This is a genomic window from Micromonospora sp. NPDC005197 (genome assembly GCF_040608295.1).
Classification (GTDB): Bacteria; Actinomycetota; Actinomycetes; order Mycobacteriales; family Micromonosporaceae; genus Micromonospora.
The window spans coordinates 47,378-69,926 of the sequence record NZ_JBEXHY010000021.1 but is presented as its reverse complement, the minus strand read 5'-3'; the positions used below and the strand labels follow the sequence as shown (position 1 = coordinate 69,926).

The 22,549-nt window shown below is 69.5% G+C and carries 20 protein-coding genes; 14 read left to right on the top strand and 6 right to left on the bottom strand.

What is annotated here, in order from left to right; genetic code table 11:
* Positions 1-237: 237 nt before the first annotated feature.
* The 6 genes from ABZU46_RS10800 (at position 238) to ABZU46_RS10775 (ending at position 7,884) form a co-directional block, all read left to right on the top strand.
* Complete coding sequence (locus ABZU46_RS10800) at positions 238-597, top strand: VOC family protein (RefSeq protein WP_354856231.1); 360 nt, start codon at positions 238-240, stop codon at positions 595-597.
* Between the two features lie 285 nt (positions 598-882).
* Positions 883-2,703 (top strand): ABC transporter ATP-binding protein, encoded by a 1,821-nt coding sequence (locus ABZU46_RS10795; protein ID WP_354856230.1) that lies wholly within the window; start codon positions 883-885, stop codon positions 2,701-2,703.
* A 5-nt stretch (positions 2,704-2,708) separates the two neighbouring features.
* Positions 2,709-4,481 carry an ABC transporter ATP-binding protein gene (locus ABZU46_RS10790; RefSeq protein ID WP_354856236.1) on the top strand — a complete coding sequence of 591 codons (1,773 nt, stop codon included), beginning with the start codon at positions 2,709-2,711 and terminating at the stop codon, positions 4,479-4,481.
* 23 nt (positions 4,482-4,504) lie between these two features.
* Positions 4,505-5,740 carry a glycosyltransferase gene (locus ABZU46_RS10785; protein WP_354856229.1) on the top strand — a complete coding sequence of 412 codons (1,236 nt, stop codon included), beginning with the start codon at positions 4,505-4,507 and terminating at the stop codon, positions 5,738-5,740.
* A gap of 48 nt (positions 5,741-5,788) precedes the next feature.
* Positions 5,789-7,066, top strand: coding sequence for a glycosyltransferase (locus tag ABZU46_RS10780; RefSeq protein WP_354856228.1), 1,278 nt, complete (start codon positions 5,789-5,791; stop codon positions 7,064-7,066).
* Positions 7,063-7,884, top strand: a complete 822-nt coding sequence (locus tag ABZU46_RS10775) for a PIG-L family deacetylase (RefSeq protein ID WP_354856227.1) — start codon at positions 7,063-7,065, stop codon at positions 7,882-7,884. The genes ABZU46_RS10780 and ABZU46_RS10775 overlap by 4 nt, the downstream gene beginning before the upstream one ends.
* Here ABZU46_RS10775 and ABZU46_RS10770 read toward each other — a convergent pair.
* From ABZU46_RS10770 to ABZU46_RS10760, 3 genes are all read right to left on the bottom strand, one after another.
* Positions 7,847-9,079: a sigma-70 family RNA polymerase sigma factor gene (locus ABZU46_RS10770; protein ID WP_354856226.1), complete on the bottom strand. Its 1,233-nt coding sequence runs from the start codon at positions 9,077-9,079 to the stop codon at positions 7,847-7,849. The two genes, ABZU46_RS10775 and ABZU46_RS10770, sit on opposite strands and share 38 nt — an antisense overlap.
* Positions 9,080-9,095: 16 nt before the next feature.
* Positions 9,096-9,452, bottom strand: a complete 357-nt coding sequence (locus ABZU46_RS10765) for a YciI family protein (protein WP_354856225.1) — start codon at positions 9,450-9,452, stop codon at positions 9,096-9,098.
* A gap of 146 nt (positions 9,453-9,598) precedes the next feature.
* Entirely contained in the window at positions 9,599-10,357 is a 759-nt protein-coding gene (locus ABZU46_RS10760; protein ID WP_354856224.1) for an LLM class F420-dependent oxidoreductase, read from the bottom strand.
* 235 nt (positions 10,358-10,592) lie between these two features.
* Between ABZU46_RS10760 and ABZU46_RS10755 the strand changes: the two genes are divergently transcribed.
* Positions 10,593-11,831 carry a cytochrome P450 gene (locus ABZU46_RS10755; protein WP_354856223.1) on the top strand — a complete coding sequence of 413 codons (1,239 nt, stop codon included), beginning with the start codon at positions 10,593-10,595 and terminating at the stop codon, positions 11,829-11,831.
* Between the two features lie 92 nt (positions 11,832-11,923).
* Here ABZU46_RS10755 and ABZU46_RS10750 read toward each other — a convergent pair whose 3' ends face one another.
* Positions 11,924-12,664, bottom strand: coding sequence for an SDR family oxidoreductase (locus ABZU46_RS10750; protein WP_354856222.1), 741 nt, complete (start codon positions 12,662-12,664; stop codon positions 11,924-11,926).
* Between the two features lie 248 nt (positions 12,665-12,912).
* Here ABZU46_RS10750 and ABZU46_RS10745 point away from each other — a divergent pair, with 248 nt between their 5' ends.
* The gene (locus tag ABZU46_RS10745) at positions 12,913-14,094 is read left to right on the top strand and encodes an acyl-CoA dehydrogenase (RefSeq protein ID WP_354856221.1); all 1,182 of its coding nucleotides are present in this window, start codon (positions 12,913-12,915) and stop codon (positions 14,092-14,094) included.
* A gap of 248 nt (positions 14,095-14,342) precedes the next feature.
* Complete coding sequence (locus ABZU46_RS10740) at positions 14,343-14,765, top strand: SgcJ/EcaC family oxidoreductase (RefSeq protein WP_354856220.1); 423 nt, start codon at positions 14,343-14,345, stop codon at positions 14,763-14,765.
* A 149-nt stretch (positions 14,766-14,914) separates the two neighbouring features.
* On the opposite strand, the gene ABZU46_RS10735 is transcribed toward ABZU46_RS10740, so the two are convergent.
* A complete protein-coding gene (locus ABZU46_RS10735) occupies positions 14,915-15,580 on the bottom strand; it encodes a MerR family transcriptional regulator (RefSeq protein WP_354856219.1) in 666 nt (221 codons plus the stop codon).
* A 918-nt stretch (positions 15,581-16,498) separates the two neighbouring features.
* Between ABZU46_RS10735 and ABZU46_RS10730 the strand changes: the two genes are divergently transcribed.
* The 4 genes from ABZU46_RS10730 (at position 16,499) to ABZU46_RS10715 (ending at position 19,754) form a co-directional block, all read left to right on the top strand.
* Positions 16,499-17,308, top strand: coding sequence for a helix-turn-helix transcriptional regulator (locus ABZU46_RS10730; RefSeq protein ID WP_354856235.1), 810 nt, complete (start codon positions 16,499-16,501; stop codon positions 17,306-17,308).
* Between the two features lie 127 nt (positions 17,309-17,435).
* Positions 17,436-18,551, top strand: coding sequence for a carboxymuconolactone decarboxylase family protein (locus tag ABZU46_RS10725; RefSeq protein WP_354856218.1), 1,116 nt, complete (start codon positions 17,436-17,438; stop codon positions 18,549-18,551).
* A gap of 109 nt (positions 18,552-18,660) precedes the next feature.
* Positions 18,661-19,218 (top strand): hypothetical protein, encoded by a 558-nt coding sequence (locus ABZU46_RS10720; RefSeq protein ID WP_354856217.1) that lies wholly within the window; start codon positions 18,661-18,663, stop codon positions 19,216-19,218.
* A gap of 2 nt (positions 19,219-19,220) precedes the next feature.
* Positions 19,221-19,754, top strand: coding sequence for a copper resistance CopC family protein (locus tag ABZU46_RS10715; RefSeq protein WP_354856216.1), 534 nt, complete (start codon positions 19,221-19,223; stop codon positions 19,752-19,754).
* A 68-nt stretch (positions 19,755-19,822) separates the two neighbouring features.
* On the opposite strand, the gene ABZU46_RS10710 is transcribed toward ABZU46_RS10715, so the two are convergent.
* Entirely contained in the window at positions 19,823-20,983 is a 1,161-nt protein-coding gene (locus ABZU46_RS10710) for an epoxide hydrolase family protein (RefSeq protein ID WP_354856215.1), read from the bottom strand.
* 218 nt (positions 20,984-21,201) lie between these two features.
* Between ABZU46_RS10710 and ABZU46_RS10705 the strand changes: the two genes are divergently transcribed.
* Entirely contained in the window at positions 21,202-22,527 is a 1,326-nt protein-coding gene (locus tag ABZU46_RS10705; RefSeq protein ID WP_354856214.1) for an FAD-binding monooxygenase, read from the top strand.
* The last annotated feature ends 22 nt before the right edge of the window (positions 22,528-22,549 follow it).

The following is a 22,549-nucleotide window of genomic DNA, read 5'->3' as shown; positions in this document are numbered from 1 at the left end:
CCCCTGCAACCTCCAACTCCTCTACCAAGGCCGATCCCCCAACTCCGGCGGCGACTACGGCCTCCTGCCCTACCGCCCGGGCCTGCTCACCCTGCAACGCTGACCCTCCACCACCTGACGACGCGGGGCGGGCTCGGCACCACGCCGAACCCGCCCCGCGTCGCGTGCCAGGGCCGCCCGTCCGTGCCAGGGTGGGTCATGCCATTGAATGCACACCACCTGAGAACATCGGTCGCCGTGTCCGACATCGCGAGGGCCGTCGCGTTCTACGAAGGCAAGCTGGGCCTGGTGGCGCTGTGGTCCGCGCCCAGCGCCACCATCGCCGACGGCAGCCGCATCTACGCCTCCGGTGGCGGTCCGGCCCTCAACGTGTACCAGTCGGTCACCGCCGGGAAGACCCAGGCGACGCTGGCGACGTGGTACGTCGACGACATCGACGAGATCGTCGACGAGCTGACCTCGTCCGGCGTCGAGTTCGCCCGCTACGAGCAGATCGAACACGACTCGAAGGGGATCACCGAGCGGGCCGGCGGTGGTCGTATCGCGTGGTTCCAGGACCCGGACGGCAACACCTTCGCCATCGAGGCCGACGTCTGACCGACCGCGGGGCGCCGCCGCGCTGGGATCCGGCCCGCTGAACTCTGCCGGGGCGCAGAGGGCGACGGATCGGAATGCCGCGAGCTCTTCTCCCACATTGCCGCGTTGTTGCCGGGTCGGTGCGATCCGACCATCTTCCGCGAGGGAATTCGGCCCTCGTGTCGATCTCGACCGCTCGACGTTCGTCGGAGCAGTGACAGCACCGGCGGTCGAGTAGGGAGATCGATGACCATGCGCAGCAGCCTGTGGGGACTGATATCCGCGCGTGCGAGCATCCTCCGCCTGATGCCCAGAGCGGGCTTCGGCCTCCTCGGCGCGCTCCTCCTGCTCAACCTGCTCCTCGCCGCGCTGCCCATCGCGTTCGTCATCACGTCCAGCGTGGTGCTCGGCAAGGTGCCGGGGGCGGTGGACGGCGGCCTCGACTCGACGGCGTGGCGGGAGCTGGTGCCGGTCTTCGCGGCGGCGGCCGGCATCTTCGTGTTGCAACAGGTGTTGGCTCCGGCCCAGCTCTCGCTGGGCGAGCTGCTGGCGCGGCGGATCGACGGCACCGTGGTGGACGACGTGATGCGGGCGTCCACGCGCAGCACCGGGGTCGGGCCGATGGAGGACCAGTCCGTCCTCGCCGACCTGCGCTACGCCGCCCGCGAGCTGGAACACGGCCTGCAGATGTGGGGGCCGGGCAGCGCCTGCGCCGGCACTCTCGCGCTGATCGCGCGGTACGGCCAACTGGTCGGCTACACGGCCATCATCGGCGTCGTCTATTCCTGGTGGGCGGCCCTGGCGGTGGCCGTGACCGTGCTGTGGTTCCGCAACGTGCAGCGCGGCGGCCTGCGCCGCTACGCCCACGCCCGGTTCAGCCTCATGCCCCAGCAGAACAAGGTGGAGTACGTCCGCAACCTGGCCGTGCAGGCGCCGGCGGGCAAGGAGATCCGGGTCTTCGGGCTGGCGAACTGGATGGACGGCGAGATGCGCTCGTCCTACCGCGCGTGGTTCACACCGCTGTGGGCGGCGCGGCGGCGCGTCTACCTGTGGCCGGGTGTGTGGTCCACCGGGTTCAGCCTGCTCGCCTGTGGGGCGATCTTCGCGACGATCGGCGCCACCGCGATCAGCACGCTGACGCTTACCGAGTTCGTCCTGATCATGCAGGCGGCACTGGGCGCCATCCGGCTGTCGGTGTTCTACCCGGAAGCCGACCTGGAGACCGCGATCGGCACCGAGACCCATCGGGCGGTGCGACGGTTCTCCGATCACATCGACCGGTACACCGTGCTGGAGCCGACCGGCTCCGGGAGCCCGGCACCCGAGCCGGTCAGTGAGATCCACTTCGACGACGTGTCGTTCCACTATCCCGGTCAGGACCGGCCGGTGCTCGACGGTCTGGACCTGCGAATCCCGGTCGGCAGCTGCACCGCGATCGTCGGGCTCAACGGCGCGGGCAAGACCACCCTGGTGAAGCTGCTCGCACGGCTCTACGAGCCCGACCGCGGCGCCGTACGCCTCGACGGGGTCGACATCCGCACGTTCGAGCTGTCGCAGTGGCGGGCCCGGCTCGCCGTGATCTTCCAGGACTACCTGCGCTACGAGTTCTCGGCGGCGGACAACGTGGCGTTCGGCGCGGTGGGCTCGGCGGACGATCGGGACGGCGTCCGGGAGGCCGTGGCCGCGATGGGCCTGACCGACGTGCTGAACTCGCTGCCCCGCGGCCTGGACACGCCGCTGGCCGCGCATGTCACCGGCGGCGCCGAGCTGTCGGGCGGCCAGTGGCAGCGGCTGGCGCTGGCGCGGGCCTTGTTCGCGCTGCGCCACGGCGCGTCGGTCGTCGTGCTCGACGAACCGACAGCGAGCCTCGACGTACGCGCCGAGGCGCAGTTCTTCGATCAGTTCGCGGCGCTCACCCAGGGTGCCACCACGCTGCTCATCTCCCATCGTTTCTCGACGGTCCGGCACGCCGACAAGATCGTGGTGCTGCACGACGGCCGGGTCAGCGAGGAGGGCTCACACGACCAGCTGCTGGCTCGCAACGGGCGCTACGCCGAGCTGTTCAGGTTGCAGGCCAACCGCTTCGCCGACAACACCGACTCGGACCGGGACGAGGTGCTGCTGTGAGGGAGATGTTCTCCGGCGTCGGCAAGCTGCTGTCCGCGGCATGGCGGATCGACGCGCGCAAGACCGTGGTCGCCACCTTCCTCATGCTGGCCCTGGCCGCGTCGGCCGCCCTGCTCGCCGTCGCGCTCGGCATGATGACCGACGCGGTCATCGGCGGGGACGCGACCGAGGCCGCCGTGTTGGGCGCGGTGGTGGCCCTGCTCGCCATCCTGGCGCAGTCCTCCGGCCAGTTCGCCATGGTCGCGTACTTCGAGCTGTCCGAACTGATCGAGCTGGACCTGCACCGGGAGTTGCTGGCGGTCTCCAACGGATCTGAGGGGATCGGCCATCACGAGCGCCCCGAACAGGCCGACGAGCTCACCGTCCTGGTCCAGGACAGCGGGCAGTTCCGCAGCAGCATGGAGTCGCTGTTCCAGGCGGCGACGATGGTGCTGGCGGTCGTCCTGGGCGCGGCGATCCTGGCGTGGCAGAGCCCGTTGCTGCTGTTGCTCCCGGTGGCCGCGGCCGTGCCGTTGTTCACCGGTCGGCTGGCGGAGAGCGCCCTGGAGCGGGCCAAGACGGCGGTCGCCGAGCCGACCCGTGTCGCGCTCAACCTCTTCCAGGCCACGACCACCGCCCGCTACGCCGGCGAGCTGCGGGTGTTCGGCGTGGAGAAGGAACTCCGGCAGCGGTACGCGAGCCTGTGGCGAACCGCCACCCTTGGCCTCTACGGCGCGCACCTCAAGGCCATGGCGCTACGCGCGGCGGGTCAGGTCGTCTTCGGCCTCGCGTACGTCGGAGCGGTGTTGCTCGTCGTGCGCAACGCGATAGCCGGGCAGCAGAGCGTCGGCGAGGTGGTCCTGGTCATCGTGCTGGCCACCCAGGTCAACCAGCAGGTGACCGGCGCCGTCACGCAGCTGCAACAACTGCAACGTCTCGCCAACACCTATCTACGGCTGGATCGGTTGCGCGACGCGGTCGCCGGCGCCGGGTCCCTGGCCGACCAGCCCGTCCCGGACCGGCTGGTCACCGGGATCGCCTTCGAGAACGTGAGCTTCAGCTACCCGAGCGCCGAACGGCCGACGCTGCGCGATGTCAACCTGACGCTGGCCGCCGGCAGCACGGTGGCGATCGTCGGTGAGAACGGCGCCGGCAAGACGACCCTGGTCAAGCTGCTGTGCGGCTTCTACCAGCCCACGGCCGGCCGGATCCTCGTCGACGGTGTCGACCTGCGACGGCTGCCCGTCGAGCGGTGGCGCGAGCGGATGGCCGCCGGCTTCCAGGACTTCGTGCGGTACGAGATCCGGGCGCTCGAGGCGGTCGGTGTCGGTGACGTGGCGCGGGTGTCGGACGAGGCCGCGGTCAACGACGCGTTGGTGAAGGCACACTCCACCGACGTCCTGCGCGCCCTGCCGGACGGGTTGTCCACCCAGCTCGGCACGTCGTACGCCGATGGCGCCGAGTTGTCCGGCGGGCAGTGGCAGAAGCTCGCCCTGGGTCGGGCGCTCATGCGGGACAACCCGATGCTGCTGCTGCTCGACGAACCCACATCGGCCCTCGACCCGCAGGCCGAACACGAGCTGTTCGAGCGCTACGCCGAACACGCGAGGCGCACCAGCGCGCGGACCGGGGCGATCACGGTGTTGATCTCGCATCGCTTCTCCACGGCACGGATGGCAGACAAGATCATCGTGGTCGGCGACGGGCAACTGCTCGAGGTCGGAGACCACGACACCCTGATGCGCGCCGGCGGCTCCTACGCCGAGATGTTCGCCATCCAGGCCAAGGCCTACAGCTGACCGACCACACGAGGGAGAGAGAAATGGGCCATCGGATCCGGGTATCCGTCATCATCGCGACCTACAACTCGGCCGACCTGCTGGCCGACACACTGCGTTACCTCGTCCGGCAGACGATTCCCACCAACGAGTTCGAGGTGATCGTCGGCGATGACGGTTCGACCGATCACACCGCCGAGGTGGTGCGGTCCTTCGCCGGCACCCTCCAGGTCAAGTACGTCTTTCAGGAGGACCGGGGATTCCGTGCCGCCGCCGCGCGCAACGCCGCCGCCCGGCTCGCCGTCGGCTCGCTGCTGATCACTCTCGACACCGGCTCGATGGTCGGCCCGGAGTTCCTCGCCGCGCACCTGGCCGCCCACGAGGGCGGCGAGTCGCGGCGGGCGGTGATCGGCCTCAGCTACGGCTACAACCCCGAGGTGCCGATGGCGGGGGTGGACGAGCTTCTCGCGCAGATGTCCCCGGAGACGGCGGTGGAGCAGTTCCGCGACCTACCCGACTTCCAGGACATCCGCCAGTCCTACTTCGCCGACTGCGAGATGGACCTGAGCCGGCGACTGGTGGCCTGGCAGGCATTCTGGACCTTGAACTCCTCTGTGCGGACCGACGACTTCCGCCGGGTCGGCGGCTTCGAGGAGAAGTTCGAGGGCTGGGGCGGCGAGGACATGGAGTTGGCGCTTCGGCTGCAACGGGCCGGTCTGACGATCGAGATCGCGCCCGACGCCTGGGTCGTGGTGGCGCCGCACGACCGCGATCACAAGGCGAACTACGACGCGCTCTTCGCGAACATGCGGATGTTCCTGAGCAAGTTCCCGGAGCCCGTGGTCGAGATGGGCTTGGGCGTGATGCTCGACAAGGGGGAGTTCTGGGCCTGGGAGCAGACGTACCGGGAGCTTCTGGACTGGCGGCAGCAGACCGGCGGCCTGAGCGTCTCCGACGAGATCGCCAGGGCCCTGGCGGACGTGCCGGCCGACGAGTCGGTCGCCATCATCGGATGCGGCGCCGAGCTGCCCGCGACGGTGACCAGCGCGATCCTCGTCGACTTCGACGACCAGCTCCTCGACCGTGCCGTGCGTTCGGGGGACCACAGCGGCTACCACGCCGTCGGGCTGCACACGCTGCTGGCCGACGACAGCGTCGACACGGTCGTCATCACCTCCCGGATGGCCGGCCTCTGGGGCACCTGGGGTGCGGAGATCCTGGCCGAGGCCGACCGGATCGGCCGGCGCACCATCTCGTACGCCGGCCCGGCAACCTCGTGAACCCGTAGGCCAGTTCGAAGAGCTGGACCGACCATGCGAAGGAGCACCATGGGCCACCGGCGGCGGGTATCCGTCATCATCGCGACCTACAACTCAGCCGATCTGCTGTCGGAGACCCTTCGGCAGCTCGCCCGGCAGACGATTCCCACCGACGATTTCGAGGTGATCGTCGGCGATGACGGTTCGACCGATCACACCGCCGACGTCGTGCGGTCCTACGCCGACCTGTTGCACATCGCGTACTTCCATCAGGAGGACCGCGGGTTCCGGGTCGCGTCCGCGCGCAACGGCGCGGCCCGGATGGCGGTCGGCGGGCTGCTGGTCATTCTCGACACCGGGTCGATGGTGGGCCCGGAGTTCCTCGCCGCGCACCTGGCCGCCCACGAGGGCGGCGAGTCGCGGCGGGCGGTGGTGGGGCCCAGCTACGGCTACAACCCCGATTCGCCGATGGTGGGGGTGGACGAGCTCCTCGCGCAGCTGTCGCCCGAGTTGGTGGTGGAGCGCTACCGCCACCTACCGGAGTTCCAGGACGTGCGCCAGCCCTACTTCGCCGGCTGCGGCATGGACCTGAGGAAACGGTCGATCCCCTGGAAGGCCTTCTGGACCGGAAACTGTTCGATCCGGATGGACGACTTCCGCCGCGTCGGCGCCTTCGAGGAGCGATTCCAGGGCTGGGGTGGCGAGGACATGGAGCTGGGTTTCCGGCTGCACCGCGCCGGCCTGACGATCGAGCTCGCGGCGGATGCGTGGGCGGTTGTCGCGCCGCACGACCGCGACCACAAGGCCAATTTCGACGAGCTGTTCGCCAACATGCGGCTGTTCCTGAGCAAGTTCCCCGAGCCCGCGATCGAGATGGGTCTGGCCGTGATGGTGGAGAAGGGCGAGTTCTGGCAGTGGGAGCCGACGTACCTGGAGCTCCTCGACTGGCAGCAGCGGGCGCGGGGCCTGAGCGTCTCAGCCGAGATAGCCGACGCCCTGGCGGATGTGCCCGACGACGAGGCGGTCACCATCATCGGGTGCGGCGGCGAGCTGCCCGCGTCGGTGACCGGCGCGACCCTCGTCGACTTCGATCACGAGCTCCTCGACCGTGCCGTGCGTTCGGGGGACCACAGCGGTTACCACGCTCTCGGGCTGTCCACGCCGCTGAGCGACGACAGTGCCGGCACGGTCGTCATCACCTCGCGGATGGCCGGCGTCTGGGACACCTGGGGAATGCAGATCCTCGCGGAGGCCGGCCGGATCGGCCGCCGGACGATCTCGTACGCCGACCCGGTGCTGCCGACCGCACATTCGCAGCAACCCCACTTCGAAGGGAGAGCCGCATGACAACCCTGGTGGTGTCGCCGCATCTCGACGACGCGGTGCTGTCCTACGGCGGCCACCTCGTCCAGTTGGCCGACGCTGGCGAACACGTCGTCGTCTACACGGTGTTCGCCGGGAGTCCCGCGCCGCCGTACTCGCCGATCGCGACCACCTTCCACGACCAGTGGGCGATCGTCGGTGATCCCGTGGCGGCGCGGCGCGACGAGAACGTCGCGGCCCTCGCCACGCTCGGCGTCGACCCGCCGTATCTGTGCGGCCCGTTCCTCGACGCGATCTACCGCAGGAACGCGCAGGGCGGCTGGGTGATCGACGACGAGAACCCGATGGATCACCATGCCGACGACGAGGACGATCTGGTCGCCGCTGTGGCCGCCGACATCGAGCGGGTGATCGGTGAGTTCTCCGTCGACCGGGTCGTCACGTGCGCGGCGGTCGGCAATCACGTCGACCACCGGCGCACCCGCGACGCCGTCCTCGCCGCGGTGGCCAGGACCGACTCGCCGCTGTCGCTCTGGGACGACTTCCCCTACCTCGCGTGGCCGGGAGTCAACGTCATGCCGGCGCTGCCGGCGGGCGTACGCGTGTCGGAGCCGGTGGCCGTCGCGATCAGTGACAGCCAGTGGGCCCGCAAACTTCACGCGGTCGGCGCCTACGCGAGCCAGATCGCGATGCTGGAGAGCGGTGGCCAGACCATGAGCGAGCAGTACGCCGAGGACTGCGCGAACCGCCGCGACCTCCACGGTGTCGACGGTTTCTACGAGACCGTCCGCGAGGTGCTGGCACTCACAGATTCCGCTGGACTTCGGTCAGGCGCTCATTGAGGAACGCGCGCTCGACGTCGTTGTCGGTGAGGGTCAACGCCTCCTCGTAGGCCGTCCGGGCCTGCGACCACTGCCCCAGTTGGCGCAGGAAGTCGGCCCGGGCGGCACTGAGGTACCCGTACGTGGCCAGGGCCGGATCAGCGAGCAGGGGATTCAGCGCGTCGAGGCCGGCCCGGGGGCCGTCGCGGAGCCCGATCGCGACGGCCCGGTTGAGATCCACCACGGGCGAGGGCCAGAGCCGGAACAGGGCGTCGTAGAGCGCGACGATCTGGGCCCAGTCGGTGTCCCGCCAGCTCGCCGCCTCGGCGTGCAGGGCGGCTATCGCGGCCTCCAGGGCGTACCGCGTCGGTGGCCGGCGGCGCAGCGCGTCGGTCACCAACGACCGGCCCTCGGCGATGAGCTGCCGGTCCCAGCGGGAGCGATCCTGCTCGGACAGCAGCACCAGGCGCCCGTCCGCGGACATTCGGGTGTCCTGGCGCGAGGCGTTGAGCAGCAGCAGCGCGAGAAGCGCGCTGATCTCGGCGTTGGTCGGCATGAGCAGATGCAGCATGCGGGCCAGGCTGATCGCGCTGTCCACCAGATCCTGGCGAACCAGGTGGGCGCCGAGCGGCGCCGTGTGCCCGGTGGTGAAGATCAGGTGGACGACCTCCAGGACGGCGCTCACCCGCTCCTCGAGCTGGTCCGGGCCCGGCACCCGGTACGGGATGCGGGCCGCAGCGATCTTCTTCTTGGCCCGGGTGATCCGGGCTGCCATCGTCGCCGGCTGCACCAGGAACGCGCGGGCCACCTCGGGTGTGGACAGCCCGCAGACCAGGCGCAGGGTCAGGGCGACCTGCGCCTCCCGGGCCAGGGCGGGGTGCGAGCAGGTGAAGATGAGGCGCAGCCGGTCGTCGACCAGGCCGTCCTCGGGCCCCGGCGTGGTCTCGTCGGCGACGAGCAGCGGCATCTTGCGACGGAACACCGATTCGCGGCGCAGGACGTCGCGGGCCCGGTTGCGCGCGATGGTGGTCAACCAGGCGCCCGGTCGGTCGGGGACACCGGTCTCCGTCCAGGTCTCCAGGGCCTGTGCGAACGCGTCCTGCGTGCATTCCTCGGCGAGGTCGAGGTCCCGGGTCAGGTGGGCCGTGGTGCTGAACACCTGGGCCCAGTCGCGGCGGTGCGCCTGGGCGACCGCCGCGACAACCTCGTCTTTCATCCGTGGGTCGGCCACGTCAGCCGTGGTCGACCACCGGGCGGATCTCCACACCGCTGTGCGAAGCGTGCACCTCGGGAAGCAGCGTCGCCATCGACAGAACCTCGTCCAGGTCGGTCGCCTCGATCAGGTAGTAGCCGCCGAGCGCCTCCTTGGTCTCCAGGAACGGGCCGTCGGTCGTCTGGATCTGACCCACCGAGTCCGAGCGCAGCGTGGTGGCCGTGGGCGCCAGCTCCAGCTGCTGACCGTCGATGATCTGCGTGCCGGCCTTGGCGACGAACGCCTCGTGCGCCGCGTCGTGCGCCTTCCACTGCTCGTCGGTCATCGCGTCCCACTGCTGGGCGTCGCCGTAGATGAGGATCATGTACTTGGCCATCTCTCATGTCCCGTCGTGTGCCGGCCCCCTCGGTGGTGGCCTCTACATTACGACGGGTCGCGCGGGCGGTAGATCGACAGCAACACCGAAAATCTGGGCCTCGCTGGCCCGGTACGTGGCCCGCGGCGACCGGCCGGCTGACGTGTTCAGTCCCTCGCGTGTGCGAGCAGGCGGTCCAGGGGTTCGAGGTCGAACGGGGTGTCCAGGCCGAGGATGACGTGGGTGGCGCCGGCCTTGAGGTAGGCGTCGACCTCGTCCACCTCCGCCGTCTCGATCATCGTGGTGCGCTCGATCTCGGCGGGGTCGCGGCCCAGCTCGGCGCACCAGCGGTCGAGGACGGCGCTCTTGTGGGCGAAGCGCTCCGCCGAACCGAAGTCGTTCCACATGTCCGCGTACCGGGCCACGATGCGCAGGGTCACCTTCTCACCGCCGCCGCCGATCAGCAGTGGCACCCGTGCTGCCGACGGGACCAGCGCGGCCAGGCGGGACCGTACGGTCCGCACGCCGTCCTCCAGCGCCCGCAGCCGTTCGCCGGCGCCGCCGAACCGGTAGCCGAACTCGGTGTAGTCCCGCTCGAACCAACCGGCGCCCAGGCCCAGGATCAGGCGACCGTCGCTGATCTGGTCGACCGTGCCCGCCATGGCCGCGAGCAGGTTGGGGTTGCGGTAGCTGTTGCACGTCACGAGCGAGCCGAACCGGACGCGCCGGGTGTCGGCGGCGAGCGCGGCCAGCGTGGTCCAGCACTCGTAGTTCGCGCCGTCCGGGTCGCCGTAGAGCGGATAGAAGTGGTCCCAGGTCCAGACGGTGTCCACACCGAGCTCGTCCGCCGCACGCCAACCCTCGCGTAGCTGAGCCATCTCGCAGTGCTGCGGCTTGAAGAGCACGCCGACCTTGAATCGAGCCATGACCGTCTCCTCTGGATTTACGCGTTATCGAGTCGAGGATGCCCGCCACGGCCCCGCAAAACCTCTTCACAATTGCTGTTCCGCCGTCATGAAGGCACACGCGGAGTGGATTTCCGCGCTCGGCAATCGAGAAGAAATATGGAGCCGGGGAGGTCATTAGGTTCAGCGGCAGATACCGCTCTTCGCACCACCGGATCCCTGCCCGGTGCCGTGCACCGAACCATGGAGGCCCGCGATGGGTAAATGCCCGATCATGCTCGATCCTGAGGGGCGTGACATTCATGCCGAAGCTGCCCGGATCCGCGCCGAGGGCCCGGTCACCCTCGTCGAGGTTCCCGGTGGCTACCACGCCTGGTGCGTCACGTCGTACGACATTGGCAGGAAGCTGCTCGCCGGTGACCAGCTCTCCAAGAACGCGAAGGAGGACTGGCCCCCGTTCGTGCGCGGCGAGGTGCCGCACGACTGGGAGCTCATCACCTGGGTGGCGATGGACAACCTGACCGTTCGTGACGGCGCCGACCACGACCGGCTGCGCAAGCTGGTGTCGCACGCCTTCACGCCGCGCGAGGTCGAGAAGGCCCGACCCCGCGTCGAGTCGATCGTGCAGCGGCTGCTGGACGACATGGAGGCCAGTACGCGGCCGGGCGAGACGGTCGACATCAAGGGGCAGTTCACGTACGCACTGACCGCCACGCTCATCTGCGATCTCTTCGGCGTGCCGGAGGAGGTGCGGGAGGAAGCGCTCAAGGGCACCAAGCAGAACAGCCTGACCAACCACACCGGCGAGATGGCCGCGGCGAACCTCGACCAGTGGCACGACGCCATGTCCAAGCTCGCCGCCCGCCGCCGTCAGGACCCGGGAGACGACCTGACCAGCGTCCTGATCGCCGCGAACGAGGACGGCGAGACGCTCTCCAACGAGGAGCTGATCGGTAGCCTGCACGTCCTGCTCGGCGCGGGATCGGAGACGTTGAGCAACGTGCTGGCCCACTGCATCATCGACCTGAGCACCCACCGCGACCAGCTGGAGCTGATCCGCACCGGGCAGTACACCTGGATGGACGCCTTCGACGAGGCCGTCCGCAAGGACGCCGCCGTCGCCCAGCTGCCCTTCCGCTACGCGAAGGAGGACATCGACGTCGCCGGCGTCCACATCGCCAAGGGCGACCTGGTCCTCATCGCGTACGCCGGGATCGGCCGGGACCCGGCGCTGCACGGCGACACCGCCAACGACTTCGACATCACCCGCCCGGACAAGACGAACCTGTCCTTCGGGCACGGCGAGCACTACTGCCTGGGGCGGCCGCTGGCCACGATGCAGTCGATGGTGGCGCTGCCGGCCCTCTTCGAGCGCTTTCCCGACCTGACCCTGGCCGTGCCGCGCGAGGAACTGCCCCCGCAGGGCTCGTTCATCATGAACGGCTACGACCGCGTGCCGATGTACCTCACCGCCGCGGTCCCCGCGGTCGCCTGAGCCCCGTGCCGACCGTCATGGCGGTGGCCACCACGATGGTGGCCACCGCCATGCGTACGTCCTGGGTTTCCCTGAGACGGTCTGGCGCGGGCTCAGGGCAGTCGCGTCAGACCGGCGCCGGACAGCAGGTGCACGGTGCCGGGCGGGGTCGGGTCGCCGCCGAGCCGCAGGAAGGCCGCACCCGCCGCCTCCGGCGTCAGCACCGGGCGCATGGGCTCGACGAACGTCTCGGGCGGGACGCCGGCGCGCTCGGCGTACGCGTCGACCGCCGCCCGGCCGAGGCCGGTTTCCGGAGTGAGCTGCGGCAGCACCGTGTGGAACGTGATGTCCAGCCCGGCACGTGCGGCCTCCTGGGCCGCGTAGTCGGCGAGGAAGCGTACTGTCGCTTTGCCTCCGGCGTAGCCGCCGCTGAGCACGGAGCCCTTCAGCGCGGCGCCGCTGCTGGTCACGATGACCCGGCTGCCGGGCGCCAGGGGCTGCCGCAACACCTGACGCAGCCAGAGGAACGCGATGCGCACGTCGGTGTTCCAGGGGGTGGAGAACGACTCCCAGGTCTGCTCCGTCAGCGGACGCAGCTCGGGTGCGGCGCCGGCTACCAGGGCGAGGACGTCCGGCGGGTTCCGGCGGAGGACGTCGAGGCTGGCCGGGTCGGTGGCGTCCGCGTCGACCAGGCTCAGGTTGCCGTGCGCGCCGGCCAGGGCGGCCAGCGGTGCGGTGTTCCGCGACAGGGCGGTCACCGTCGCGCCAGCCGCCAGGAACGCCTCGGTCACCCCACGGCCGAGGCCACGGCTCGCGCCGACCACGAGCACCTTCCGATCGGACCAGTAACTCATCTCGTCCACCATTCATGATGCCGTCGGTCAATTGGTCACCGTAAAGCTACGATCCTGGTCGAGCCCGATCTTCTTTCAGAATGCGCGGTTCCGCACGACGCTCTGATGTGTCTTTTCCGGCCGACGCCCAGGGGTTAACGTGACTTCCTGAATTCCCGGCAACGACCTTCAGCGCTTCATGCAGCCGCCCGTTTGCGCCATCCGCTTCCCGGCGGGGGCACGATGGGGCCGTACCAGGAGGAGACCCCGTGCAGACAACCGAGACGTCACACCGAACCGATCTGACGAAGAGGGCGGCCGACATTGTCCCGGTGCTCCGGAAGAATTCGTTGTGGCAGGAGGAGAACCGCCGGCTCGCCGACGAGAGTGTCGAGGCGATGACGGCTGCCGGAATCTTCCGCATGCGTACCGCGGCGCGCTTCGGCGGGTACGAGGTGGACGCCCACACACTGCTGGACGTCGGCATCGAGCTGGGTCGCGGCGACGGCGCCGCGGCGTTCGACGTCGCCGCCTGGTGGATCACCTCGTGGAACGTCGGCCTGTTCCCGGACGAGGTGCAGGACGAGATCTTCGCCGACCCGGACGCCCGGATCAGTGGAACGCTGGCGCTCAACGGCACCGGAGTCCCCAAGGACGGCGGCATCGTGGTCAACGGTGAGTGGGCGTTCAACAGTGGCGCCGCGCACAGCGGGTGGAAGCTGCTCTCCACCCTGCTCATCCCGTCCGAGGGCGAGCCCGAGCCGGTGATGGCAGTGGTGCCGATGAGCGCGCTGCGCATCGTGGACGACTGGCACGTGTCCGCGCTCTCCGGGACCGGCAGCGTCAGGGCCGTCGCGGAGGATGTCTTCGTGCCCGGCGCCAACATCATGCGGATCGCCGCGTTCACCGCCGGCGAGTACGCGTCCGAGCGCAACCGGGACCTGCCGATGTTCCAGTCGCCACTGGTCGCGGCGGTGGCGGCGTCGACCTCCGGCAAGATGATCGGCATGGCGCGTGCTGCCGAGGAGCAGTTCTATGCCCGGATCAACGAACGGCCCATCTCCAACACCAACTACGAGCGCCAGGCGGACGCGCCGATCACGCACCTGCAGGCGGCCGACGCCGCCCTCAAGATCGACGAGGCCGAGGGGCACGCGCGCAGGCTCGCCACGTTGGTGGACGAGCGCGGTCTGACGCGGGAGCCGTGGACGGTCCGCGACCGCGCGTACGCCAGGGCCGTGGCGGGTCGTGTGCCGCAGCTGACCGCCGAGGCGGTCGACATCCTGGCCGGCGCGTGTGGCGCATCGTCGATCTACACGCGGGAGCCGATCCAGCGGATCCGGCGCGACGTCCGCGCGGTCACCCTGCACGCTCTGCATCTGCCGACGACCACGATGGAGCTCTACGGCCGGGTGCTGTGCGGCCTGGAGCCCAACACGTTCTTCATCTGATCGGTCCACCAGCTCGCGGATGTCCACCGATACGTCGGTGGGCATCCGCGCGCGCGTACACGGATGCGTCCGGCGACCCGCTCCGAGCCGGCACCGAATTCCATCGCCGGCGGGACCAGGCGGCCGGCACTTCTCGGACGTTGCGCCCTGCCGACCCGGCGCACGCTGGAAGACGCCAGGACGGCGCGGCTCCGGCCACGATGGTCATCAGTTGCCATCGATGGACGGCCGACGGAAGTGGGTAGCAGATGACCACCAACACACAAGCTCCGGTCCTGGACGGATCGGACCAGGCGGCGATCGGCGCCGTGTCGGCCCGGATGGTGAAGGCCTGGGCGGCCCATGACGCCGACGCCTTCGCCGACCTGTTCGCCGAGGACGGCACGCTCATCCTGCCGGGCGTGTACGTGAAGGGCCGCACGGCCATTCGCGACTACATGGCGGATGCCTACCAGGGCGTGTACGCCGGCACGACCGTCACCGGGAAGCCGATCGACGTCAAGCCCCTCGGGCCCGGCGCGGTCGCGTTGTTGACCGTCGGCGGGGTGATCGCGGCCGGGAGCACCGACCTGGCCTCCGCGGACGCCATCCGGGCCTCGTGGATCCTCGTCAAGCGCGACGACGCCTGGGTGCTCTCGGTCTACCAGAACTGCCCGCGTGACCCAGCCTGAGTAGCACGTTCTGAGGGCCGGCCAGCTGGCCGGCCCTCACGCGTCAGCTCCGCCGGCGTCACCGGCACAGTCAGTCCGTCGGCGCCGCCCCGCCGGGCCGACGTCCCTGTCCGGTCGACCCGTGTGCCTCGGCGCATCGGCTTCGGGTGTCAGGCGCGGTCGCCGTCGTCGGCCGTCCCCTGGTTCGCCGGCACGAGGCCGAATCGGCGGGACAGGTGATGCTGCTGCCCGAGCTGGCGCATCGCCGCGAACGCCTGGTGTAGCAGGACGTTGCGCGCGAGGGCCTCGATGCGCGCGGTGCGGTCGTTCGCGATCCGACCGACCTCGTGCCGGGCGAGCCGGTCGGCTGCCTCCCGGTAGACGTCGAGAAAGTCCGGATCGCAGTCGCAGCCCAGGCGCCGCATCGCGGCGAGCGCGAGGGTGAGGTGTGAGCGGGCGGCGGCGTCCGGGTTGACCTGCCAGCCGGACGATTCGATGATGCGGTTCGCGTCGGCACGGGCGAGATCGAGGCTCTCGTCCTCCTCGGCGGCGGTGTCCTTGCCCGCCATCGACACCTGGTTGAGCACCTCGAACAGCTCGATCGACGACAGGTGCTCGTCCTCGGCGGCGATCAGGAGCCGCCGTACCGACGTGAGGTCGAGTTCACCGATGGAGGTGAATATCTTGATCAGCCGAAGGCGTCGTAGGTGATTCTTATTGTAAAGTGCCTGGTTGCGTCCCGTGGGTTCGCCGGGTGGGAGCAGGCGTTCGCGCAGGTAGAACTTGATCGTCCCGACCGGCACCCCGGACTGCCGACTCAGGTCAGATATTCGCATCGTGGCTCCCGGTGATCAACGTTTCAGGCCCGTGGATCGCGACCGCTCGTGCTAGCTGTGGCTGCGCCGCGGAAATAACGCTGTCGTTGCGGCGTCGCTGCCGGCGGAGGTCGTCGTGGCTGTCCTGGGCTGGTGTGGACCGAGAAGCACGGGTGATCGGCTCCTTCCGGGTGGTGCCGGATGCGCAATCGAGGTGGCTGATGGTTGCGCCGTCCGATAGGAGACTAGGAGACTCGGACATACTTCGGCAACCCTTAATTACCACACAAACACTGTTAGTAACCAGAGCTGGCCTCCCAATCATGCCCGTCAGTGGCCGGTGAACGGATCGGCGTGACCCGCGTTCCGCGAGCCACGCCCGTTGTCGCGGTTGACCGCACAAATAGAACTGTCCACCATGAAAGCCCTGGCTGAGACACGTATCTGAGGCCCCGCCGGCATGCTGATCACGTATCTGGCCGGTGTTACCGGCGGGTATCGTCGCAGGGGCGGCCGATGACGGCAGGAGGCCGGCCCGACCTGCTGGCACGCCGTCCAGAGTCCGTCACCGCCAATCCGCCACGACCGGCTGCGTGCACTCCGAGCAGTGCCAATGGTGATCAATTCCAGTCATGCGCCGACGGATCAAGGCCGCCCGGCCGACCTGGACCGCTTCGGCCACGAGGTGTGCATATATCGGTGATTCACGCTATCCATATCCAGTAGCGCCAATACCCGCTGCTTCTCCACGATTGCGTCGCGCGCTCACCCAGGGTTGATTGCCGACGTGCCGTCCGATAGTGTTGCGATAAGTCGAGAGATCATTCGACGTAATTGACCGCACTGTTCCGGCTTTTATATTCAATTGTCAGGTAGGCGCGCACATATCTGACTGCCACGAGTTGAATGATGCAGCGGAACAGCACCTGGGGGAGTGTCATGAAAGACGTTTCTGAGCAGGCGGTGCTGCGGGCAGTCGCAGCGATGCATGACCGCATGGGTGAACAGTTGACTGTCGACGACATGGCCCGTGCTGCAATGTTCAGCAAATTCCACTTCACTCGCATCTTCCGGCGGGTGACCGGTGTGTCGCCGGCCCGCTTCCTCTCGGCGCTGCGCCTGCAGCGGGCGAAGGACCTGCTCATCACCACATCGATGAACGTCGCGGACATCAGCGTCCGCGTGGGTTACAACAGCGTCGGTACGTTCAGTTGGCGGTTCAGCCGCAGCGTCGGTATGTCGCCCACCGCGTTCCGTCGACACGCCGGCTACACGCAGTCTATCCACCCGCACTTCGAGTGGCGCTCCGGCCGATCGCCGAGCGGCCAGGTGTCGTGCCAGGTCCGTCTCGCCGAGGACGATGACCACCCGCTTATTTTCGTCGGTCTGTTCAGCGGCCGTATCCCGGAAGGACGTCCGGCGCGGTGCGCCGTTCTGCAGCAACCCGGCTGGGTCCACTTCGACGCGGTTCCCCTGGGCTCGTGGTACCTGTTGGCCCAGTCGGTGTCGGCCGATCCGGACGGTGCCGAGCAGCGCGCCGACGTGGCCGATCGTGCCGTGTCGGTGGCGACGTACGGCCCGCTCACGGTCCGCGCCGACTCGAAGGTCACCGCGAACATGGTGCTGCGGCGCAGCAGCGCACTGGATCCGCCGGTGCTGCTCGCCCTGCTCGACGCGCGCAAGTACGCGCTGAGCCAGGCCCAGCACGGCAGTACCGCGGTGCGGGACCGGGTGGGCGCGGCCGCCTGAGGACGTCACCCCGCAGGGCAGGAGGCGGCCGAGTCCGGGCGTGGGTGTGCCGATGCGCGAGGCGTGCGGTCACCGGCGGGCCCGCAAACAGCGGGAGCAATCGGGGAATCTGACGCGGGAGGTTCTGATGGTCGCGAGACGGGTTGCTTCCTCGGTCGCTCAGAAGCACGTCAGGTTCCTGACCGTCGTGCCCGCCGCGACGGCGCGTGGACTCGTCGCGGCGGTGTATCGCCAGGTCGCCGAGGAATTCCAGATCGTGGTGCCGCCGGCGTTGTTGCACTCGCCGTCCGACGATGTCCTGGCCGCCTACTGGACCCTCACCCGGGAGCCGCTGTTGCCGGCCGGAGTGGTGGACCGCGCTGTCAAGGAAGCGGTCGCGGCAACGGTGTCGGTGGCCAACACCTGTCCCTACTGCGCCGATCTGCACGTGGCGGGCCTCTTCGAACTCTCCGACGAGCGCGACGCCGAGGCGATCGCCGCGGACCGGCCTGACGAGATCGCCGACATCCGAATGCGGCGCTTCGTGCAATGGGCCCGCGGCGCACACCGTGCCGACGGGCCGCCCCTGCCGGCCGGAGTGTCCGAAGTGGAGCGAGCGGAGCTGGTCGGGGTCGTGGTGGGCTTCCATTACCTGAGCCGCGTGGTCAACGTCTTCCTTGCCAACTCGCTGCTGCCGCAGGGCCTCGGCCCACGCGCGCGGCGCCGGCTCAATCAGGGGCTCGGCCGGGTGCTCCGGCCCACCCTCCGAGGACAGCACCTCGCCGGCCGAGCCACCCGCCTGCTCGACGCCGCGCCGCCGACCTCGGACGTCAGTTGGGCCTCGGGCAGCCCACGCATCGCGGACGCGATGGCGCGCTCCTACCGCGTCTTCGAGGTCGCCGGCGAGCGCTCGCTCGACCCCGCGGTCCGCAGCCTCGTGGTGACCCGGCTCGACGGGTGGGCCGGGGAGGACGCCGGCCTCAGCACCCGCTGGTGCGAGGAGCTGATCGAGCCGCTGACCGCACCGCAGCGGGCGGCGGCACGTCTCGCGCTGCTCACCGCGTTCGCCTCCTACCGGGTCGGCCCCGAGGTCGTCGAGGATTTCCGCCGCCACCATCCGGCGGACGCCACGCTGGTCGACGTGGCCGCCTGGGCCAGCTTCGCCGCAGCCCGTCGGATCGGGGTCCGGCAGAGCGCACACGAGGAGAAGAACGGCGGACGCCCGCGGCGTGACAATGGCGCTGTCGTGCCTCGCGAGTCGTGAAAGGCGCGTACGAAGAGCCAACGCCGGTGGGAACCAGTGTCGTTTCTCGTTGGCCCCGTGCTGTGTTGATGCGGCGCGTGAATCGAACCCCACGGAATAGGAGAACCGAATGGTGGTCGCACCGGTTCGCACACTCAACCATGCCTATCACCGGGCAGCGCTCGGGGGCTTCCTGGTGATCACGCTCGCGCACTGGGCCGAACACCTGGTCCAGGCTTACCAGATCTGGGTGCTCGGCTGGGCCCGTCCCCAGGCGCGCGGCGTGCTCGGGCAGTTCCTCCCGTGGCTGGTGACCTCGGAATGGATGCACTACGGGTACGCGCTGGTCATGTTGGTCGGCCTGTTCCTGCTCCGCCCCGGCTTCGTCGGCCGGGCCCGCACCTGGTGGACGGTCGCCCTGGTGATCCAGTTCTGGCACCACATCGAGCACTTCCTGCTGCTGTTGCAGGCGCAGCTGCACACCAACTTCTTCGGCGCGGCGGTGCCGACCAGCGTCCTGCAACTGATCTACCCGCGGGTCGAACTGCACCTGTTCTACAACTCGGTCGTGTTCCTGCCGATGATCATCGGGATGTATCTGCACCTGCGCCCGAACGATCGGGAACTGGAGCAGACGCGCTGCAACTGCGTGCAGACGCAGCCGCACCCGAGCGTCGTAGCGGCCTGACCGTGTCCCGTCGGACCCGCCTGCTCATCGCCGCCGTGCTGGTCCTGCTGCCACTGGGTTTGCTCGTCGCGGTCACCGACCGCGCGCCGGCGGTACGCCTGATGGGCAGCTCGCCCGCCGACGCGCAGAGCCTGACGACGGCGCCGGGCGAGGCACGACTGAACCTGTCGGCGGCCGCCGACCCCGCGCTGTCGCACCTCTCGGTCGTCGACAGCGCGGGGCGGCGGGTGGACTCCGGTGCCGTGACCGCCGGGCCGGGCGACATCCTGCGGGTGCCCGTCCGGATCGAGGCCAACGGCACATACACGGTCGTCTACCACGTCATCGGCGTCGCTGGCGGACAGACCAGCGGCGTCATCCGCTTCGCCGTCGGCACGCAGGCGTCCGGCGCCACGGCCGCCGACGCCGACGCGGGGCACGAGCACGGCGTCGACGGTCTCAGCGCGGTACTGCTCCTGGTCAATCTCGTCACGGTCGTCGTCCTGGTGATCCTGCTCGTCCGCCGACCAGCGCCACGCCGCGTACCTCCGCGGTAGCGCCCTTGACGAGCCGCATGGTGAAGGGCCCCGGATGCCGAGACATCCGGGGCCCTTCACCGTGCGGTTCAGCTCCGCAGGGCCGCGACGAACGAGCGCAGGTCACCGACCAGCAGGTCCGGCTGCTCCATGGCGGCGAAGTGGCCACCCCGCTCGAACTCGGTCCACTGCACGATGTTCGGGAAGCCACGCTCGGCGAAGCGCCGGACCGGCTGGCCGGGGTCGCGGGGGAAGATCGCCACGCCCAGGGGCACCGGCAGGGGCGGGGGAGGCGGCGGGGGAGTCTTGGCGATGGGCAGGAGCTCGGCGTTGTCGTAGTAGAAGTGGGCCGACGACGCGCCGGCGCCGGTCAGCCAGTACAGCATCACGTTGGTGAGGATCCGGTCGCGGTCGATCGCCTCTTCGGGGGCCTTGGTCGAGTCGCTCCACTCGTGCAGCTTCTCGACGATCCAGGCGAGCTGGCCCACCGGCGAGTCGTTCAGGGCGTACGCCAGCGTCTGCGGCCGGGTGGCCTGGATCTTCATGTACCCGGACTGGTCGTCGACGTAGTTCATCAACAGCCCCAGCCGTCCCCCCTCGACCTCGGTCAGCCCGGCCAGATCGGCGGGGTCGCCCGAGGGTGGCGTCGGCAGGAAGTTCACGTGCGCCCCGATGACGTGCTCGTGATCGAGGCCCGCCAACACCAGGCTGATCCAGGCGCCGAAGTCGCCGCCCTGGACGACGTACCGCTCGTAGCCCAGCCCGGCCATCAGCTCGGCCCAGGCGGCGGCGACCCGCGGCATGGTCCAGCCCGGACCGCTGGGGGGCCCGGAGAATCCGAAACCGGGAATGGTGGGAATGACCAGGTGGCAGGCGGTCGCGGGGTCGCCACCGTGTGCCCGCGGATCGGTGAGCGGCCCGATGATGTCGGTGAACTCGGCGAAGGAACCGGGCCAGCCGTGCGTGATGATCATGGGCGTGGCGTCCGGCTCGGGGGAGCGCACGTGCAGGAAGTGCACGGTGGTGCCGCCGACCTCGGTGGTGAACTGCGGGAAGGAGTTGAGCCGGGTCTCGGCGGCACGCCAGTCGTAACCGGTTCGCCAGTACTCCACCAATTCGCGCAGGTAGGTCGCCGGCACGCCCCGGCTCCAGTCCTCGGCGGGCGAGTCGGCAGGCCAGCGCGTGTCGGCGAGACGGCGGCGCAGGTCGTCCACGGCGGCTTGCGTAATGTCGATCCGGAACGGTTTCATGCGGCAATCCTCACTCGATGAGGGAACGGAACGCCATTCCTCGCGACAAGAGACATCGCGGCGGCGTCCGCGGACCATGTTAGCGATGCGAAGGTGGGCCGGAAAGGCTTCCGGAATCCCTTTCCGGACAGAGCATTCTGGAAGAAGTAATGGCGCTTCCGGTCGATACCATAACTGGCAACAATTGATTCTTGTCCCAATCCAGGAGGCTGACGGTAATGGGCGTTCCGCTGATTGCGCATGCGGTGGTCCTCGGCGGCAGCGTCGCCGGATCACTGGCGGCCCGGGTGTTGTCCCCGGCCTGCGAGAGGGTCACCGTCGTCGACCGCGACGACCTCTTCGGGCCGGTGGAGCCCCGCCAGGCGGCGCCACAGGGCCACCACATCCACGCTCTGCTCGCCCGCGGCCAGCAGATCCTGGAGGAGCTGTTCCCGGGTTTCACCGACGAGCTGGTGGCCGGCGGGGTGCCGATCGGCGACTTCGGCACCAGCCTCAGCTGGTACTTCAACGGCCAGATGATCCGTAAGGCCGAGACCGGGCTGGTCTGCGTCGCGAGTGGTCGGCCGCTGCTCGAGTCGCGCGTACGGGCCCGGGTTCGGGCCCTCGGCAACGTCACCTATCGAGAGCGCACCGACATCGTGGGTCTGGTCGCGTCGCCGGACCGGCAGCGGATAGCCGGCGTCCGCGTGCAGGGACGGGCGCCGGGCGCACCCGAGGAGGTCCTCGACGCCGATCTGGTCGTCGACACCACCGGACGCGGCTCGCGGACGCCGCTCTGGCTGGAGGAGCTGGGCTACCAGCGGGTCCCGGAGGAACGGGTCAAGATGGACCTGACGTACACCACTATGGACTTTCACGGCCCGCTGTCGTTCGACCCGATCGGCGAGGACATCGCGCTGCTCCCGGTCGCCACCCCGGCGCAGCCGCGCGGCGCGATCTTCGCCCGGATGCCCGACCGGTACGCCGTCTCGCTGACCGGCATCCTGGGCGACCGGCCGCCGACCGACCACGAGGGCTTCCTGGCGTACGTGCAGTCCCTGCCCGTGCCGGAGATCTACAAGGCGGTCCGCGACGCCGAGCCGATGGGGCCGGCGGCTTCTTTCCGGTTCCCGGCGAGCATCCGTCGACGCTACGATCGGCTGGCGCGGACGCCGGATGGGCTGATCGTCCTCGGTGACGCCGCGTGCGTCTTCAACCCCGTCTACGGCCAGGGCATGACGGTGGCGGCGATGTCCGCCCGATTGCTTGGTGAACACGTGCTCTCCGGTCCGCCGGCGCCGCGGGCCTTCTTCCGCGACCTGTCCCGGCTCATCGACGCGCCCTGGGACATGTCAGCCGGAGCCGACCTCGGCTTCCCCGGTGTCGTGGGCCGACGGACGGCGAAGGTGCGGATGGGCAATCTGTACATCCCCCGCCTGCAGGCGGCAGCGGCTCACGACGGCGTGCTGACGACTGCCTTCCTGCGCTCCGCGGGCCTCGTCGACCCGCCGCAGGCTCTCATGCGCCCCGCGATCATCTCCCGCGTGCTGCGCTCGCGGCGCTGACCCGCTTCAGCCATCGAGACGA

What these genes read in the sequence shown, in the direction of transcription:
- ABZU46_RS10795 (WP_354856230.1), top strand. Translation starts at nt 883, where the DNA reads ATGCCCAGAGCGGGCTTCGGCCTCCTCGGCGCGCTCCTCCTGCTCAAC.
- ABZU46_RS10790 (WP_354856236.1), top strand. Translation starts at nt 2,709, where the DNA reads ATGTTCTCCGGCGTCGGCAAGCTGCTGTCCGCGGCATGGCGGATCGAC.
- ABZU46_RS10785 (WP_354856229.1), top strand. Translation starts at nt 4,505, where the DNA reads ATGGGCCATCGGATCCGGGTATCCGTCATCATCGCGACCTACAACTCG.
- ABZU46_RS10780 (WP_354856228.1), top strand. Translation starts at nt 5,789, where the DNA reads ATGGGCCACCGGCGGCGGGTATCCGTCATCATCGCGACCTACAACTCA.
- ABZU46_RS10775 (WP_354856227.1), top strand. Translation starts at nt 7,063, where the DNA reads ATGACAACCCTGGTGGTGTCGCCGCATCTCGACGACGCGGTGCTGTCC.
- ABZU46_RS10770 (WP_354856226.1), bottom strand. Translation starts at nt 9,079, where the DNA reads ATGAAAGACGAGGTTGTCGCGGCGGTCGCCCAGGCGCACCGCCGCGAC.
- ABZU46_RS10765 (WP_354856225.1), bottom strand. Translation starts at nt 9,452, where the DNA reads ATGGCCAAGTACATGATCCTCATCTACGGCGACGCCCAGCAGTGGGAC.
- ABZU46_RS10760 (WP_354856224.1), bottom strand. Translation starts at nt 10,357, where the DNA reads ATGGCTCGATTCAAGGTCGGCGTGCTCTTCAAGCCGCAGCACTGCGAG.
- ABZU46_RS10755 (WP_354856223.1), top strand. Translation starts at nt 10,593, where the DNA reads ATGGGTAAATGCCCGATCATGCTCGATCCTGAGGGGCGTGACATTCAT.
- ABZU46_RS10750 (WP_354856222.1), bottom strand. Translation starts at nt 12,664, where the DNA reads ATGAGTTACTGGTCCGATCGGAAGGTGCTCGTGGTCGGCGCGAGCCGT.
- ABZU46_RS10740 (WP_354856220.1), top strand. Translation starts at nt 14,343, where the DNA reads ATGACCACCAACACACAAGCTCCGGTCCTGGACGGATCGGACCAGGCG.
- ABZU46_RS10735 (WP_354856219.1), bottom strand. Translation starts at nt 15,580, where the DNA reads ATGCGAATATCTGACCTGAGTCGGCAGTCCGGGGTGCCGGTCGGGACG.
- ABZU46_RS10730 (WP_354856235.1), top strand. Translation starts at nt 16,499, where the DNA reads ATGAAAGACGTTTCTGAGCAGGCGGTGCTGCGGGCAGTCGCAGCGATG.
- ABZU46_RS10725 (WP_354856218.1), top strand. Translation starts at nt 17,436, where the DNA reads ATGGTCGCGAGACGGGTTGCTTCCTCGGTCGCTCAGAAGCACGTCAGG.
- ABZU46_RS10720 (WP_354856217.1), top strand. Translation starts at nt 18,661, where the DNA reads ATGGTGGTCGCACCGGTTCGCACACTCAACCATGCCTATCACCGGGCA.
- ABZU46_RS10710 (WP_354856215.1), bottom strand. Translation starts at nt 20,983, where the DNA reads ATGAAACCGTTCCGGATCGACATTACGCAAGCCGCCGTGGACGACCTG.
- ABZU46_RS10705 (WP_354856214.1), top strand. Translation starts at nt 21,202, where the DNA reads ATGGGCGTTCCGCTGATTGCGCATGCGGTGGTCCTCGGCGGCAGCGTC.